Annotated in this window: 11 protein-coding genes and 1 tRNA gene; all 12 read right to left on the reverse strand. The window is 49.7% G+C overall.

The genetic code is table 11. The annotated features are described in order from the left end of the window. Positions 1-115: 115 nt before the first annotated feature. The 12 genes from HQ41_RS09125 to HQ41_RS09180 all read right to left on the reverse strand — a co-directional run bounded on the left by HQ41_RS09125 (position 116) and on the right by HQ41_RS09180 (position 16,845). Positions 116-2,170, reverse strand: a complete 2,055-nt coding sequence (locus HQ41_RS09125; RefSeq protein ID WP_044190803.1) for a TonB-dependent receptor domain-containing protein — start codon at positions 2,168-2,170, stop codon at positions 116-118. Positions 2,171-2,205: 35 nt separating this feature from the next. Then, on the reverse strand, positions 2,206-3,681 hold the full coding sequence (locus HQ41_RS09130; RefSeq protein ID WP_052405379.1) for a transglycosylase SLT domain-containing protein: 1,476 nt from the start codon (positions 3,679-3,681) through the stop codon (positions 2,206-2,208). 26 nt (positions 3,682-3,707) lie between these two features. Beyond that, entirely contained in the window at positions 3,708-5,144 is a 1,437-nt protein-coding gene (locus HQ41_RS09135; protein WP_044190806.1) for a metallophosphoesterase family protein, read from the reverse strand. Positions 5,145-5,150: 6 nt separating this feature from the next. Further along, positions 5,151-5,612: a pantetheine-phosphate adenylyltransferase gene (gene coaD, locus HQ41_RS09140; protein WP_044190809.1), complete on the reverse strand. Its 462-nt coding sequence runs from the start codon at positions 5,610-5,612 to the stop codon at positions 5,151-5,153. A gap of 4 nt (positions 5,613-5,616) precedes the next feature. After that, positions 5,617-6,774 (reverse strand): Xaa-Pro peptidase family protein, encoded by a 1,158-nt coding sequence (locus HQ41_RS09145; RefSeq protein ID WP_044190812.1) that lies wholly within the window; start codon positions 6,772-6,774, stop codon positions 5,617-5,619. 42 nt (positions 6,775-6,816) lie between these two features. Further along, positions 6,817-8,385, reverse strand: a complete 1,569-nt coding sequence (gene dnaB / locus HQ41_RS09150; RefSeq protein ID WP_044190815.1) for a replicative DNA helicase — start codon at positions 8,383-8,385, stop codon at positions 6,817-6,819. 6 nt (positions 8,386-8,391) lie between these two features. After that, positions 8,392-10,179, reverse strand: a complete 1,788-nt coding sequence (gene lepA, locus HQ41_RS09155) for a translation elongation factor 4 (RefSeq protein WP_044190821.1) — start codon at positions 10,177-10,179, stop codon at positions 8,392-8,394. A gap of 769 nt (positions 10,180-10,948) precedes the next feature. Beyond that, entirely contained in the window at positions 10,949-11,863 is a 915-nt protein-coding gene (locus HQ41_RS09160) for a dihydrodipicolinate synthase family protein (RefSeq protein WP_044190824.1), read from the reverse strand. 68 nt (positions 11,864-11,931) lie between these two features. Continuing rightward, the gene (locus tag HQ41_RS09165) at positions 11,932-13,167 is read right to left on the reverse strand and encodes an MFS transporter (protein ID WP_044190826.1); all 1,236 of its coding nucleotides are present in this window, start codon (positions 13,165-13,167) and stop codon (positions 11,932-11,934) included. A gap of 381 nt (positions 13,168-13,548) precedes the next feature. Beyond that, positions 13,549-13,632, reverse strand: a tRNA-Leu gene (locus HQ41_RS09170). Positions 13,633-13,885: 253 nt separating this feature from the next. Continuing rightward, complete coding sequence (locus HQ41_RS09175; RefSeq protein ID WP_044190829.1) at positions 13,886-15,532, reverse strand: diphosphate--fructose-6-phosphate 1-phosphotransferase; 1,647 nt, start codon at positions 15,530-15,532, stop codon at positions 13,886-13,888. A 224-nt stretch (positions 15,533-15,756) separates the two neighbouring features. Continuing rightward, a complete protein-coding gene (locus HQ41_RS09180) occupies positions 15,757-16,845 on the reverse strand; it encodes an ISAs1 family transposase (RefSeq protein WP_044190831.1) in 1,089 nt (362 codons plus the stop codon). Between the last annotated feature and the right edge of the window lie 38 nt (positions 16,846-16,883).

The raw sequence follows: 16,883 nt of genomic DNA on the forward strand, positions 1-16,883 counted from the left end.
CTCAATCAATAGTCGTATATTAATTGAACATAACACCTGTTATAAATTTATATATCTGATATACAATATCATATATTGCATTCCTTATTATATATACCTACGCCTGCGATGGAGATTAGAGGCGTTCGCTTTCCGTTGTCCCAGCGGCTCCGCCTCGGTACTTCTTAGTCTTGGTATTATTAAATCGGTAACTGACAGACAAACTTAGGTCGGGATAATCGGAATTAACTAGATGATATAGCTGGCCTGCTCGTGCGGCTAATCGGTACTCTTCTTGGCCAGTAGTCAGCATATCGTCAGCTCTCAAAGTGATGCTCCAGTGCCTGCCGATGCTTTTAGACACGGAGGTATCAATCTGCCAAACGTTGTAGAGCTTCTTGGAGAGCTGACTGCCTCCTATGGCTCCACTTAACCCAACGGTGCATACGATACCCCAAGGCAGATTGATGAGATTGTCCCAGCTGGCCTCTATTGTTGGCCTATGTTGGTAGCCCTTGGCGATGTACCACACGCTAGAGAGCGTCCACGAGGGTTGCCACACCTCCCAATTGGGGGTATAAGCTAACTGAGCCCGATAGATCTGAGCATCAATGTTTTTGTGGATAAGCATCAAACTGCTATTGTAGTAAGCGTGTCGCTCAATATCCTCCATCTGCAAATCCTCTGCTACCTGACCGCTTAGCTCAAGACTGAGGTCGTGATAGCTGGCTCCTAACGTCAAAGTGTGATCGACACGAGGCCGTAAGAGTGGATTGCCCGCTTCTAGTGCATACTCGTGGACGTATAGAGCCGAGTTTTGTAGCCATCGATAGCTAGGGCGTGTGACGGCGGAGCTATATTGCAGAGAGATGGCTCCATCACTATGCGAATAGGTAATGCCAGCAGACGGAAGCAAATACCATGTGCGACGTACAGCAATCTCTCGGTCAGTCTGCATGTCTTTCGTCCTCTGTTGTGTTTGCTCGAGACGAATGCCTAGATGAGCAGCATAATGCTCTGCGAAACTATTGGACCAATGAGCATAGACCGAGTTGCTGCGTTCTAGATTCAGCTGCTGGCTATTGGGGAGTAGCCTTAGAGCTTCTGGGGTTAATGTCTTGGCTTGTTGGTTGATTTGGCTCAAGTTGCCGTCCCACCCCAGCTGGATACTCCCCCATTGGTCCGATCGCTCTGCGTATATCCTCCAAGCCAATACTTGCCCAAGCGTTGAGTATTGTGCTTCAATACTACGTGTCGCAGGAGCAGGCTTGAGATCCTTTACTATGGCAGAGAGCTGACTATTCGCTTGATTATAGATGTAGCTACCCTCAGCGTGTAGCGTCCACTCCGATGCGATTAGAGCGTGGTAGTAGCCGTTTATCTTGTGATTGGTGTGTGGTCGTATCAATGCATTAACCTTCTCGGCTTGGTAGCTCCGACGGAGGATATCGCTCTGCTTCACTGTAGCCTCAATAGATCTAGTCTGTGAGCTGGTTGCCTCTCTGTGGTAGCGGTAGCTTAGACCGAATTCTTGCCCTACACGAGGTTGGTAGACCAAGTCTGTATAGGCATCGTAGCCAATCTCTCGATCCTCGCCTTGCGCCTTTGCTTCATTGATCAGATTGTCAATGGCTATTTCGTTGTCTTGCTCAAAGTTGTTGGTGCGGCCATAAGTACTTCCCGAGATCTTTAGGCTGAGCTTGTCGCCATGCCAGTAGAGCTCTCCAAGGGTATTGTACCCCATCTCTTGCTGTTTAAGTAGATCCATGCCAACGTATCCTCCCAAGTTATTGTCAGTTTGCTTCTTAGGAACAATCCGTATAGTGGCACGAGCAGGTGTGTTGGCACTAAGCTCATCGTTCATGACAAGCTCTATGCGCTCAATCTCCTTGGGGCTAATGTGTTCGAGATCTCCTCGATTAATCCTTCGCTCTGCGAAATACAGACTAGGCTCTCCCCCACCCTGAATCCGAAGGCTATTGGCGGAGGCTTCTACCAAAGGAAATTGGTCGAGCACCTGCCACAGTCGAGGTAGATCCGCCAAAGGGGTATCTACAACATGACGGACTAATCGCCCCTGCTCGATCTCTCGGCTTGTCCCTCTGTGCCGGAACATCTGTGCATCGACTGAGGTTGCGCCCAAGCCGATACAAGCGATAACAAGGCTTAGCTTACGGACAACAGCTTTCATAGAAGTTGAGTTGTGGGGTTAGCACTGTATAGAGGTTACTCTGCAGCAGTAGAGGTCTTGCTTCGGTATAGCTCATAGCGAGCCATAACCTCACGCACATATTTGTAAGTTTCTCTCCCTCGCAAATAGCCGTATTTGCACACGGGATCTGTATAGTATTTAGGGTCGCTCTTCAGTCGTATAAACTCCTCTACATGGCCGTCCCAGCGATTGGGGTCGGAGCCATACTTGCGTGCTAAGCGCTGAGCGTCTTGTATGTGGGCGACTCCTGCATTGTAGCCAGCTAGAGTGAGCCTTATGCGTTGCTCCACGTCCTCCACCGAGCGGAAATATTTCTCTGTCGCAAGTAGGCAATCTACCGACACACGAACCGATACGACGGGATTGAGCAGCTCCGCTTTGCTCGCACCGAAGCTCTGTCCAGTACGAGGCATAATGCCCATAAGGCCACGAGCGCCAGACCAACCGATGATCTCGGCTTTGAAGTTAGACTCCTGATAGGCGATAGAAGCTAGGATCTGCCACGGCCAACCGAGGCGTGGGGCTTCCTTTTGGAATAACGCGTCGTAGGGCGACAGATGCCCAGCGCCTAGGTGCAGCATCTCTCCACGCCAGTCGTAGGGCTTAGAGGAGGGCTCTTGGCTGTCTTCTGTTTGCTCCTCCTCGAAGTATCTTTTGTACAGCTGCTTGTAAGCCTCAACCTCTGGAGCCTGCTCTGCCCAGCGGTCTATAGCTTCGGCTAGGCCGACACGCTCGGGAGAGGTAATCCAGCGCAGACGCTGTGGGAACCCAATCTCTAGCTTGATGTCGATACTGGGGTAATATCTCTTGGTGAGCCGAGCGAGCTCTTGGTCTACTACGGTATAGTCGATCTCTCGGTTGGCCACTTGAGCCATGAGATCCTCACTATTGATCGTGTCGTCAGAGAGAGCGACGATGTCGATGTCGCCTCCAAGCTGCTGCTCTAGGTTAAGTAGTCGCTGTTCGTAGCGGGATTCGGCTGGTACGTGTATTCGCTTGCCTAGTAGCTGAGTAACATTGCTGACATACATGCCTTGTTGCCCTTGCTGTCGTGAGGATCTGCGCTGTACCAAGACTAGACCGCTTCGCTCCTCTAGCCCCGTATATCGGTAGCGTTGTTTCCCTGTGCCGCTGACAGCCTCTGGAGTAATACTTAGATCCATCAGTCCACTATCTATCAGATTATGGATCGCCTCAAGATTGGGGGCTATATGCAGCGTCATAGGCAGACCTAGACTATCTGCCATTAGCTTGACCAGCTCGTATTGGTAGCCCATCTCCTCATCTCGATAAGTGAAGTAGGTCGTTGCTCCAGAGAGAGTGACTACCCGCAGTGTATCGGGCAGAGCCATACGCCGAGCATAGAGCGTGCCCTGCTCTTTCTGTTTCGTACGTCGATAGCCTAAGGCAATACTTGCTCCTGCTATGGCTAAACCAAGCAAGAGTAAGATCAGAAGCATTGGCAGGGACTTGGGTTTGGCGACAGTCATAGCCTAAGGGAATTGAAGATGACTAATTAGTTCGATTGGTGGCTCTGAGCTCTTCGCTGTATCGCTTCTCGATATTGATTCGCTTTTTTCTGAGCCTTGCTGGAGGAGCCGAAGGCATTGAACTCAAATCGCTCAGGCAGATCTCTCGCCCAGTCGATAGCCCGATTGGGCTTCTGCCCCGATCCGCTGTGGAGAAGCTCTACGTCGTCGTACAGCTCGCCGCTGTACAGATAGGAGCGATAGCGTAGAGAGTTTGGTCGCACCTCAACGCTCTGGTAGAGTTGTAGCCCAGACCCTAGTCGATCGTGTATGGGATCGAAACCATTGCGATAGACCTTGGGCGAGCTGCTACTGATCACGTAGAGCGGGCTGATGGTGTCGGCTCTGTCTTTTGTCGTGATGCGAGAATAAGCGTGGTCATGTCCTTGGAGGACTAGGTCTGCACCTGCCTCCTCGAGTATGGGCTTATAGACATAGCGCATCACGGGGTGACTACGGCTATCTCTCACACACTGCACTGCGTGATGGAACATAACCACCTGCCAAGGCTGCCCCGAGCTCTCGAGCGCCTCACGCAGCCAAGAGCGATGACGCAGTATGGCGATCGGGTCGTTGATTCCGTTGCTATCGAGGACGATCAAACGCATCAGCGGGAAGTCTACATAGTAGCTCCGTCTCTCGAAGCCCTCTGGACCATTGGCGGGATAGTTGTACTGAGCTACCCAACGAGGGTCGAGCTCTCGAGTAAAGCCTTTTTTGAGGTATTCGTGATTGCCAGTGGAGAGGATAAATGGAGTTCTAGCCAAATAACCTGCACCCCAAGCAGAGTACCAGACACGCCAATACTCATCGGTGGGGCCCTCTATTTGGTCGCCCGCAGCGGCTACGAAACTTGGCCTAATGGCAGAGTCGATATGCCCTGTCAGTCGCTCAAAGAGCTCGCTACTCATTTGCCCAGATGGATCCTGCACATCGCCTAGATAGATGAAGCGCACAAGTGTGTCCAACCCACTGGGCATATCAATTCGCCCCGAAGCCTCTTGAGAGCCAGTCCTCACTCGGTAGAGATATGCCCTACCCTCCTCTAGGTTATCTAGGCTTGCCGTATAGTAGCAACCACGCCCAGATCGAGTTTGTACGATTTGTCCCTCGGCAGCGATGCTTGTCCAGTCTAGCTCCTGAGGAAGGATCATATCCGACACCTCGGCATACAAGAGTTCGGAGGGCTGTAAGCTCTCACCACAGCGCCAAGAGATACTCCGCTCGCTAGCGAAGTTCTGCCCGGGCGTTAGTGTCAGACGATCTATTTGCTCTGCCGTAGTATAGGGCTCCTCGGTTGGATTGCCGAACCAAGCCCTCCAGCGGAGCTTGAGTAGTATACCAACCCCTAAAGCAAGTACAAGCAAAACAATTAGAAGCCTTAGCCGCTTGTTCTTACCTCGTCGTTTCTCCTTCTCTCTCATTGTGGCCTATAAATCCAAGACAAAACCCTCGGGCAAGAACCCAGACACATCGCCACCGAAATGCAATAGCTCACGTACTACAGTAGAGCTGATGTGTGTGAGCTGCTGCGATGCTGGGAGCAAAACCGTTTCCATACTAGCAATATGCCGGTTGAGGTCTGCGAGAGTACGCTCATACTCCATATCTGTACTCGAGCGAACGCCTCTGAGTAGAAAGCGAACGCCCTGCTCTTGAGCGAAGTCTACGGTCAGACCATCATAGGTCAGCACCTCTACCCTCGGCTCACTTCTGTAAAAGTACCTGATTTGCCTCTGCCTCTGCTCTGAGCTGAAGAGGCAACGCTTGCTTTCGTTCACGCCAATGGCGATGATTACCTTATCAAAGAGTGCAAGCCCTCTATTGACGATGTCTGCGTGTCCACGAGTAAATGGGTCGAACGACCCTGCATACATAGCGATGGTATCCATGAGCTTATGGCTTTAGGTCGATGATTGCCTCCTCAAGAGGCGTCAAATTCTCTACCCCACTCTCTGTCACGAGGTATGTATTCTCTATCCCTACGGCACCGATGTGAGGCAAAACGAACTTCGGCTCGTATGCGATGACCATGCCAGTCTGTAGCACATCTTTGCTACGTCCCATTAAGACGGGCATTTCGTTGATCTGCAGCCCTAGGCCGTGGCCTACGAACTGAGCCTTTTGCTCCAGCCCCATGAAGTAGCCGGACGCACCTTCCTGCTCTACTAACTCTAGCGTACGGGTGTAGATGTCGGCACAGCTAGTACCGGGACCAGCCACTTGCATAATCTCCCCATGTAGTCGACGGCTAAGCTCGTGCAGACGGTATGCCTCTTCGCTCAGCTTGCCGACAGAGAAAGTACGGGTCATATCGGACATATAGACTCCATAGTTGCCAGCCATATCGACCATAACGGCAGAGCCATCACCAATCACTACCCCACTCGACCCAAGAGGCAGAGCCATAGAGCCTGCTCCGCCCATAGCGAAGTCGTATGGAGAGGGAGCGGCAGCATTGTCCCCTGCGATTAGGCTACCCATATAGATCTCCATAGCAGAGCCGAAAGTGCGGAAGATCCCCACAGACCCAGATAGGCGCATCACACGCTCTATCTCTATTTGTAGCTCTACATCCGTCATACCAGAGTGATAGAGCTGAGGGATCTGTCGATAGACCTGCATGTGTGCCTCGGCCGTCTGACGGATTTGTTGGATTTCTTCCTCGGTCTTGACCATACGAGCCGTGCGCAGTAGCTGGGTTGCATTGGCGAGCTTCGCATGTGGCAGTAGTTTGCGCTGTCGCTCAATCTCTGAATAGCTTAGCTCATCTAGCTCAAGAGCGATGGTGCCTATTGTAGACAAATCTATGTGCTCGGCTATCTGCTCTATCTTGCGTACGTAGTGGATTTGAGGCTGCGCTCCGTAGGTCTGCGGACGACGTACGAAGAACTGAACCTCCCCTTGGGCTGGTATGTAGGCAATCCCAGAATAGATCTGCCCAAAGAGATAGAGTAGATTAACGTTGCTGGCCACGAGCATAGCATCTATGCCGCTGGCACGCATCAGACCTTGCAGTCGCTCATGGCGACGAAAGCAATCGTTATGTATCATAGTTCAGGGTGGGTAATATGTGAAATATAGATGTGAATCTAGCTATGGCAAGAAATCTTGCCCTGGCATAGGAGGCGACAATGGGTCGAAGCTACCAGACGGATCGTTGAAGTCGGGCGTCGGCTGTGGCATATCCGTTTTCGCTCCTAGCCTAGAGCGACGTACGGTAAGGCCACTGGTATTGAACTCATTGCCAGCACTAGGGCTCTGATAGGGTGAGAATTTTGCAAACTCGCTCTTGAAGGTTAGGCGCACATCTCCCACAGGGCCGTTACGATGCTTGGCTATGATGAACTCCGCCACACCTCGTAGCGACTCACCCGTCTTCTCGTCTTGTGTAATCTTGTAGTACTCGGGGCGATGAATGAAGCACACAATATCGGCGTCCTGCTCAATGGCCCCCGACTCACGCAGGTCGGAGAGCTGTGGGCGCTTACTATTGGCATCTCCCTGTCTATTCTCTACCCCACGATTGAGCTGAGAGAGTGCAATGATAGGTATCTGCAGCTCCTTGGCAAGCATCTTGAGCGAGCGCGAGATCATACTCACCTCCTGCTCACGGTTACCAAATCCCATACCGCTAGCGTTCATCAGCTGTAGATAGTCGATGATGATCATCTGCACCTTGTGCTCTCGCACGAGGCGGCGAGCCTTACTGCGCAGCTCAAAGACAGAGAGGCTCGGGGTATCGTTGATGAAGAGCCTACCGGAGTCTAGCATTTTGATGTTGGTGTATAGGCGTGTCCACTCCTGCTCGTCTAGCTGACCGCTCTTGATCTTATCGCCCGAGATCTCACAGACGTTGGAGAGTAGACGCTTAACCAGCTGTACGGCACTCATTTCGAGGTTGAATAGAGCTACTGGTATCTTGTGATCGACTGCCATATACTTAGCCATCGACACGACGAAAGCAGTCTTACCCATGGCAGGACGAGCTGCAATAATAATCAAGTCTGACCTCTGCCAACCAGCCGTCATCTCGTCGATAGCAGGGAAGCCAGAGGTAATGCCGCTAAGCCCGTCTTTGTTGTTGGCTGCTTTTTGTATTTCCTCCACAGCATCTTTGACCAATGGGTTGATCTCGGAGAAGTCCTTGGAAGAATTGTTTTGTGCGATCTCGAATAGACGCCCCTCGGCTCTCTGTAGCTGCTCGGCGATGTCCTCCGTATCCTCGTAGGCATCTTTGAGTACCTCGCTAGAGAAGCCAATCAGCCTACGACTAAGAGCCTTCTTGGCCAATACGGCTGCGTGAAACTCTAGGCTGGCCGTTGAGAGTACTTTAACCGTTAGACCAGAGATATAGGCAGGCCCACCGACGAGCTCTAGTTGCTCGGTTCGTCTAAGCTCTTCGGTTACGGTAAGCATATCGATCGGGTGCTGGCTTAGAGCTAGTGTCGTCATAGCCGTGTAGATCAGTTCGTGGGCTTTGACGTAGAAAGAGGTCGGTGTGAGCATCTCGCTTACACGGCTGTAAGCATCTTGCTCCAAGAGTATCGCACCAAGCACAGCCTCCTCGAAGTCTACCGCCTGAGGTGGCATACGCCCATCGAGAGGCACGATGGGCGTATCCTTAGGTGTTGTTTTACGTTTGGCTCGTTTAACTTCTGCCATAGTTGATTAGTCTAGTTTTAGTACGGCCAAGAAGGCTTTCTGTGGTACCTCTACGGTACCGATTTGTTTCATACGTTTCTTACCTTCCTTCTGTTTCTCTAGGAGTTTACGCTTACGAGAGACGTCACCACCGTAGCACTTAGCTGTAACGTCTTTACGAACGGCCTTGATCGTTTCTCTGGCGATCACCTTGGCGCCGATAGCTGCTTGAATGGCAATATCGAACTGCTGACGAGGAATGAGCTCCTTGAGTTTCTCACACATACGGCGGCCGAATGGTACACTATTGTCCACGTGCGTCAGCGTAGAGAGCGCATCGACAGACTCTCCGTTGAGCAGAATGTCTAGCTTAACGAGCTTGCTAGGGCGGAACTCGCTGATGTGGTAGTCGAAAGAAGCGTACCCCTTGGAGATGCTCTTGAGCTTGTCGTAGAAGTCGATCACGATCTCCCCTAGTGGCAGGTCGAAGAAAATCTCAATGCGGTCGCCTGAGATGTACTCCTGCTTGACGAGCTGACCTCGTTTGCCGAGGCATAGCGTCATGATGGGGCCTATATAGGCTGTATTGGTGATGATAGAGGCCCGAATATAGGGCTCCTCAATATGGTCGATGTGCGTTGGCTCGGGCAGACCTGCGGGGTTGTGCACCTCGATGCAGTTGCCCTTCTTGTCATACACTTTGTACGATACGTTGGGCACCGTGGTGATTACATTCATGTTGAACTCTCGGTCTAGACGTTCCTGAATAATCTCCATGTGTAGCAATCCTAGGAAGCCACAGCGGAATCCAAAGCCGAGGGCAGCAGAGCTCTCTGGCTGGAAAGTCAGAGAAGCATCATTGAGCTGGAGTTTCTCTAGTGAGGCACGTAGGTTCTCGAAGTCCTCACTCTCGATTGGGTATAGCCCTGCGAATACCATAGGCTTCACCTCCTCGAAGCCTGCAATGGCCTCCTTGGCTCCTCCTACGATGTGGGTAATGGTATCCCCTACCTTAACCTCTTTACTAGTCTTGATACCCGAGATAATGTAGCCCACATCGCCAGTTCTGACCTCCTTGCGAGGCTCCATATCTAGGCGGAGTACTCCGATCTCGTCGGCATCGTACTCTTTACCTGTGGCTATAAACTTAACGTGGTCGCCTTTTTTAATCGAGCCATTCACCACCTTGAAGTAGGCGATGATGCCACGGAAAGGATTGAAGACCGAGTCGAAAATGAGGCACTGGAGAGGTGCGTCGGGATCGCCCTTGGGTGCAGGGATACGCTCCACTATGGCAGAGAGTATGTCTTCTACGCCAATTCCCGTTTTGCCACTTGCCCGTATGATCTCCTCACGTTTGCAGCCCAAGAGGTCGATAATCTGATCCTCTACCTCCTCGGGCATAGCACTCGGCAAATCCACCTTATTGACAATGGGGATAATTTCCAAGTCATGCTCTAGAGCCATATATAGGTTAGAGATCGTCTGCGCTTGGATACCTTGAGCCGCATCAACGATGAGCAGCGCCCCCTCGCAAGCAGCGATCGAGCGTGACACCTCGTAGCTAAAGTCCACGTGTCCCGGAGTGTCAATGAGGTTGAGCACATATGGCTCTCCATTGTGAGTATAATTCATCTGGATAGCATGGCTCTTGATGGTAATACCACGCTCACGTTCCAGATCCATATTATCTAGCACCTGCTCTTGGAGTTCCTTACCCGTTACGGTCTGCGTTGTTTCCAATAGTCTATCGGCCAAGGTGCTCTTACCATGGTCGATATGTGCTATGATGCAAAAGTTTCTAATCTTATCCATATTATAGGTGCAAACTTACACAAAATCCAGCGATTGCTCAACTACCTCTTGCCTCTGTCGTCCTATGCTCTCCAGACTTGCATCGGCTGAGAAGTGCATTGATTGAAGGAATAGTGCCAGAGGAGAAAAAGCAATCATATAAACTAGCTGTTAATATTTGCTAAAGGATCTCTCCTACTCCTCTACCTCATGCAGGAGCAATCTTGATGTATTCACTAGAGAGCTCAAAGAATTGATGGGAAGATTTAGTTGGATTGATGGACTAATTCCCCAAGGTGTATCCACTAATCTAAAAAGATTGATGGGAAGAAATATTTCGAAGAGGCTTTCGAGAGGGGGAAATTGGCCGGATGACCTTTATATAATTCTGTTTTCCAGTCTATTATATAGAGGCTGTTTAGGGTGTATGTTTTCATTGGTCTAGGGCCAATGCCCTAAAAAGGGCTGGACGCAATCTAGAGCCCTCTAGGGGGCAAATATAAGGTTTGACATTTTCATGCTTACTCAACTTTCTTCTCCCCATCAATAAGACGAAAAGTGAACGAGAATCTAAAATTCCATTAATCAAACTTCTTAAGCCACGAGCTTATCCAGATACCATAAGAAGAGAGGGAGCAGATCGCACAATGTCGATTTACTCCCTCCCCGTGGTCACCTACCTTGCAGAGGCGTGCTACATAACCCTAGTATTTCGGGCGATATGACTTACTTTGATGAGTGCCGTGAACTAAGATGCACTCGGTACAGCAGACCTCTGTCTTAGTCGTGACTACTTATTGCAGCGATTGAAAAAGTCGATAGCCTCTAGCTCTGCCTTGATTTGGGCTTCTTCCTCGTCTGTGATATTCATGAAAGGCTTGCGATTAGGGCCGAGGTCTAGACCGATGAGCTTCATGATGCGCTTACCTGCACAGATATTGCCACGATACTTAGCAATTACATCAATCACATCTTGGGCATAGTTCTGTAGCTCACGAGCCTTCTTAATGTCGCCCGCTTTCCATGCCTCGATGATACCATTCAGACAGATAGCATTGTAGTTGGTCGTACCTCCGATACCGCCTTGGGCGCCCCCCATAACGAGGGCAGAGAGTATCGTTTCGTCCTGCCCGTGGAGCATATCATACTTGCCACCCTTGTAGAGCATACAGCGATTGTACTCGTAGAGATGCTCGTAGGTATACTTAATACCAGCGAAGTTAGAGATACGGCCGTCCACAGCCTTGAGCAGATCTAGCATAGATAGATAGGCTCCGTTGAAGACCGGGATATGGTAGTAATAGAAAGGCAACGAAGGCGCCGCTGCGGCCATAGGCTCGATGTACTGCACGAGCTGCTCGATGCTACCAATCTTGGGGAATGGTGTAGCCATAGCCCCAATACCCCAAGCGCCAATCTTCTCGGCGTGAGCTGCTAGGCGTGCACTAGAGGTAAGCGATGTGCTACCTACGTGCACGATTACTTTGAAGCCCTCGGGAGCTACACGCACCCATTCCTCGGCTAGCTGCATACGCTCCTCTTCGCTGAGCATATAGCCCTCACCAGAGGATCCGTTGATGAATACCCCTTTGAGCCCTGAGCGAACCAGCAGAGCACAATACTCGGGTATAGGAGCGAGATTCACATTACCCTCGGCATCGAAGGGGGTGAATGGCGCATCAATTAGACCAATGATCTTTTCCATTTTGATTTATTGATTTGATAAAAGTTGATTTGGATATCCGAAGTTATAGGGAGTCTTTGCCTAGAGGTTTACTCCATATTGTCTGTTTTGGGGCGCAGCAATAGGAGCTGAATCAGCACGACGATACCAATAGCGACTGCCATGGTAGCGAAGTCGGAGCCTAGGTTGTTTGTATCTTGGCTCTTGCCTAGTGCTTGAGTGATGTAGCCACCAGCGATGACACCACTCATATTCATCAGGCCATAAGCCGTGGAGCGGTAACGAGAGGGGAAGAATTGGCAGAGGATAGGCATATTGTTCGTATCGAAGAAGCCTAGCCCGAAGCCAAAGAGGAAGCCTCCGCCCACCACTGTCACATACGAGTGCCCGAAGCCCAAAAGGAGTAGAGCTGGCACCATCATGCCGAGCCCAATGGCAGAGGTATAGACACGCCCCTTGACATTGGTCTGTGCCCAACGGTCGCTGATAGCACCACCGACGAAGACCCCGATAAAGCAGGATAGAGCGATCGTCGCCGTAGAGATAGGCCCAGCGAGTGTCATATCAATACCTAGGTTCTGCTCAAAGAGTGTTGGGAGCCAATTCTTAGTAGCCCACCCCGGTAGGCTTGTAGCGGTAAAGAATAGCAACATACCCCAGAAAGATACCGAACTGAAGATATGGCCAAGGCTGGCAAACATACCTCTGAGAGAGTTCTGTCCCTGAACTGACTGTTGGCGCTGCTCCCCTCGGCTAGGTACCTCGTGTAGCAAGAAAATGAGCACAAGAGCATATAGTGCACCGAAAAGGCCAAAGTAGAAGAACGTACTCTGCCAGCTCAGTTGCTCGGAAAGCAACGCTCCGAAGCCTCCTAGAGCTTGACCAACGTACAGCCCCGTCATGTGTACCCCGATAGCTAGAGATCGGCTACGGCCAGAGTGAAAGTCGGCAATCAGAGCTAGCGCCGCAGGGATATACATAGCCTCACTGAAGCCCATAACCATGCGTAGGGCATAGAGTGTGGAGAAGTCGTGCGTGAAGCCCATCAGGAGCGTCACAGTAGACCAAACGAATAGACTACCAACGATCAGCCACTTGCGGTTGATGCGGTCTGCGATGAGGCCTGCGAAAGGGCTCGCTAAACCATAGATCCACATGAAGGCGGCCATCAGCACGCCAAACATCTCTCCCGACTCTAGCTCTTTGATGTCTACGCTCATCGCAGACTTCATAGTCGAGAGCATCTGCCTGTCCATATAGTTGAGCAGGGCTACGACCCAGAGTAGACCAACGACGATCCAAGGATAATACTTACTATGCTTCATATTTCAATTATTTGGTTAATCCTCTTACCAAGCCTAACTTTTGAATACAAACATAGTTAAATAATCATTTTTTCGACAATCTATGGCGACAAATCTGACTTATCCGCCTTAACACGCTATTAAGTCTTCTGTTTTGTTTATTTATTCAAGTAGAGAGCAGCCTCTAAATCATTAATACCGCCGAGATAAACAAAAATATCTTCACAATAAAACGATATCTCTCCTTTCACTTTATTATGTGTCCTATACCTTCAAAAATGGGGTTAGATGTGTGTCGGCTAGCTTGTCTTTTCCATGGGTTTGTTTCTGGATAAGGTGCCCAGAACACAAAAAAGGTTCGTCAAAATGCAAATTTTGACGAACCTTTCGAATTAAGAGCTGTACCCGAAGCGGGACTCGAACCCGCACAGCCAAAATGGCCAAGGGATTTTAAGTCCCTCGTGTCTACCATTCCACCATTCGGGCGCCTAGGATTGCTCCTAATAACGGGTGCAAAAGTAAGACATTTTCCTCATATAACACAGTGAGTAGTCTATATCTTCCCAAAGATTTCCTCCCATAGGCTAACAAAACATACAGCAAGATTGTACAGCAAGGACTACAATCAGTAGAGCCACAAATATTTATCGAGATTTAGATGTAAGGCCATACGAAAGGCGGTGTGTCGAAATGTAAACTTCGACACACCGCCTTAGAATAGGATGTTTAGCCTAGAGACTTACTTAGATCGCTCTAGCTTTAGAGTTTCTGAGGGCTGGTCACATAGCTCCGATGGACCGAAGTACTGGATAGGACCGGGATAAACGTAACAAGTGTTCTCAGCCCACTCGGCACGCTTGCTTACGAAGTACTGGAATGGCTTACCATTGAGGTCTACGAGTGCCTTCTGGATAACTGGCTTCATAGCACCATGACGACGCTCCATATTCATCATCATAGTCGTAGGGATACCACCAGCGATCCACTCCTCTGCGGGAGCCGTTAGGTTCTGCACAGAGCTCATATAACCAGTAACGCCTGCGCTGATCAGACAAGCAGCCGTACGACCTAGAGCATAGCAGTAGTCTGCATCGAAGTTCGATGGCATAGCGCAGCGACCCTCGTACCCGAAGAAGTGTGTTAGGGCAGCGAACTTGCCATTGTACTTACCTTCGGCCTTCCATGCTGCAAGCTTGGTAGCTACCATCTCGGCCAGAAGCTTCTCCGTCTCGATGAGAGATACTTGTACGTTGCCGTGTGGGTCACGGTCTAGGGTTAGCTGGCGAGCTACTGTAGCTGGTAGGCTAGCATAGAGAGCAGAGTTGGCTTCGCTCAGATGCGCTGTCACATAAGCACGTTGTTCGTCTGCAGGTACAGCACGGAACTCAGCTTCGTGGTGTGCGAGGTAATCGTTGAGCTCTGCGATCAGAGCCTTCATAGCAGGGATAAACTCTACTAGACCCTCGGGAATAAGTACCGTACCGTACTGATCACCCTTGGCTGAACGCTTAGCCACAGCCTCGGCGATAGAGGTTACTACGTCATCAAGAGTTAGGTTCTTGGCTTCGATCTCCTCAGATACGATTGCGATGTTTGGCTGTACCTGTAGGGCACACTCAAGAGCGATGTGAGAGGCAGAGCGACCCATCAGCTTGATGAAGTGCCAGTACTTACGTGCAGAGTTGCAGTCACGTTGGATATTACCGATAACTTCGCTGTAGACTTTGGTAGCGGTGTCAAAACCGAAAGAAGTCTCGATCTGCTCATTCTTGAGGTCACCATCGATTGTCTTGGGGCAACCGATTACCTGTACAGGAGCATCGATGCTCTTGTAGTACTCGGCTAGTACGGCAGCGTTGGTATTGGAATCGTCACCACCGATGATAATCAGAGCGTTGATAGAGAGCTTTTTGATGATTTCTAAACCCTTGTCGTACTGCTCAATCTCCTCTAGCTTGGTACGCCCAGAGCCGATGATGTCGAAGCCGCCAGTATTGCGGTACTCATCGATGATGTCGGCTGTCAGCTCCTTATAGTTGTGCTTAACGAGTCCGTCTGGACCCATCAAGAAACCATAGAGTTTGCTGTCTGGGTGGATCGCCTTGATGCCATCGAAGATACCAGAGATCACGTTGTGTCCGCCGGGAGCCTGACCACCAGAGAGGATAACACCTACATTGATAGGCTTAGCTTCAACAGCTTCTGTCGTTGCTTCAAATGTCAGCTTTGGCAGTCCGTAAGTATTGGGGAATAGTTCCTTGATAGCTTCTTGGTCACTAACGCTCTGTGTAGCTTCGCCCAATACAACCTTCACCGAACCACGGAGAGCCTTGGGTAGCTTGGGGCTATACTGCCCACGAGCTGCTTGCAATGCACTTTTAATCATCGTCTTAATTATACTTTATCTTAAATATTGGTTACACTTAAGTTTTTCACTGCAAATATCGCAATAATTTATCAAACTGCCTCAATTCTTGATTTTGAGCCTACAGGCTTATCAGGGCAACCGCATCAAATCTTTAGCAGCTTTTTGAGATAGTCTATATTCAGAGCAGCCTTGAACAACCTCTTCCGTAGGGATAGCTTGTCTTTATANTCAGGGCAACCGCATCAAATCTTTAGCAGCTTTTTGAGATAGTCTATATTCAGAGCAGCCTTGAACAACCTCTTCCGTAGGGATAGCTTGTCTTTATACTGAGAAACAATGGCTAAAGCGAACTTTCTGAGCGTGTTTAGATTCGTGGCAGAGTAGTCCTTGCGCGCTCGGCAAGCATCTTCCCTAAAGGTTACATCCAAATGCCAATGAAGCCTATTCTCAATCCCCCAATGCCCTCGAATATATTGCCCAATCAACTGACAATCTTCGTGTGGTAAACTGCTGATATAATACTGCTTATCCACACGAGTCTCTCCCTCTAAACTACTAATCTCACGCTCCACTTGAATTAAACTTCTTAAGCCTCGCCATTGACTATATTCCTCCTCGTCAAAGACCTCCGAAGCAGACAATGTGGTATAGGTTCGCTTCTCAATACGACCATGATTTTTCTCCAAGGTCTCATAACTATGACATCTATATTGTCCTGTAAAGCAATCCTGAACATCCTCATACAAGTGTTTTTGATTGCCCTTGAGGCTTAGGATGTAGTCGGCTTCTGATTGGATAATCTGATTCGCAATGTTGGTTTGAGTCCCCATAGCATCTATGCTGATGACAGCCCCTGACAAATCAAGGCTATCCAAGACTTCTGGAATGGCTTGTAACTCATTGCGTTTCTCAGCAACAGTCTCTTGAGCAAGGCTTAAACCTATTTCATCGACCCAAGCTGAGAGAATATGCGTACTGCCCATTTTCTTCTTGGAGCCTCTCAGACGTTTGCCGTCAATGGCAATATGTTTACCTTCTAAGTCGCTAATCAACTCTTGCCCATAAACTTGAAGACAAGCATAGAGAGACTGAGGCTCAATACGTTGGAGCACTCTCTCGAAGGTGTCTGCGCTTGGACAACCATTAGGCAACTCAACTAATGGGCGAAGCAATTCTCCTCGCTCTAAGCAAAGTTCATGCATCGACTCATAATCCTCGCCTCCACACAAATAACTCGCCAGTGCAATAACTAAAATATCACTTAACTTATGCTTGCAACGACCCACTACCCGTGGGTCTTCTACCTTAGAAAAATAATCTTGTACATCCATAACTCAAAGATAAGCCTATTTTGATGCGGGTGCCCTGC

Origin of the sequence: Porphyromonas sp. COT-290 OH860 (assembly GCF_000768935.1) — a bacterium.
Lineage (GTDB): Bacteria > Bacteroidota > Bacteroidia > Bacteroidales > Porphyromonadaceae > Porphyromonas.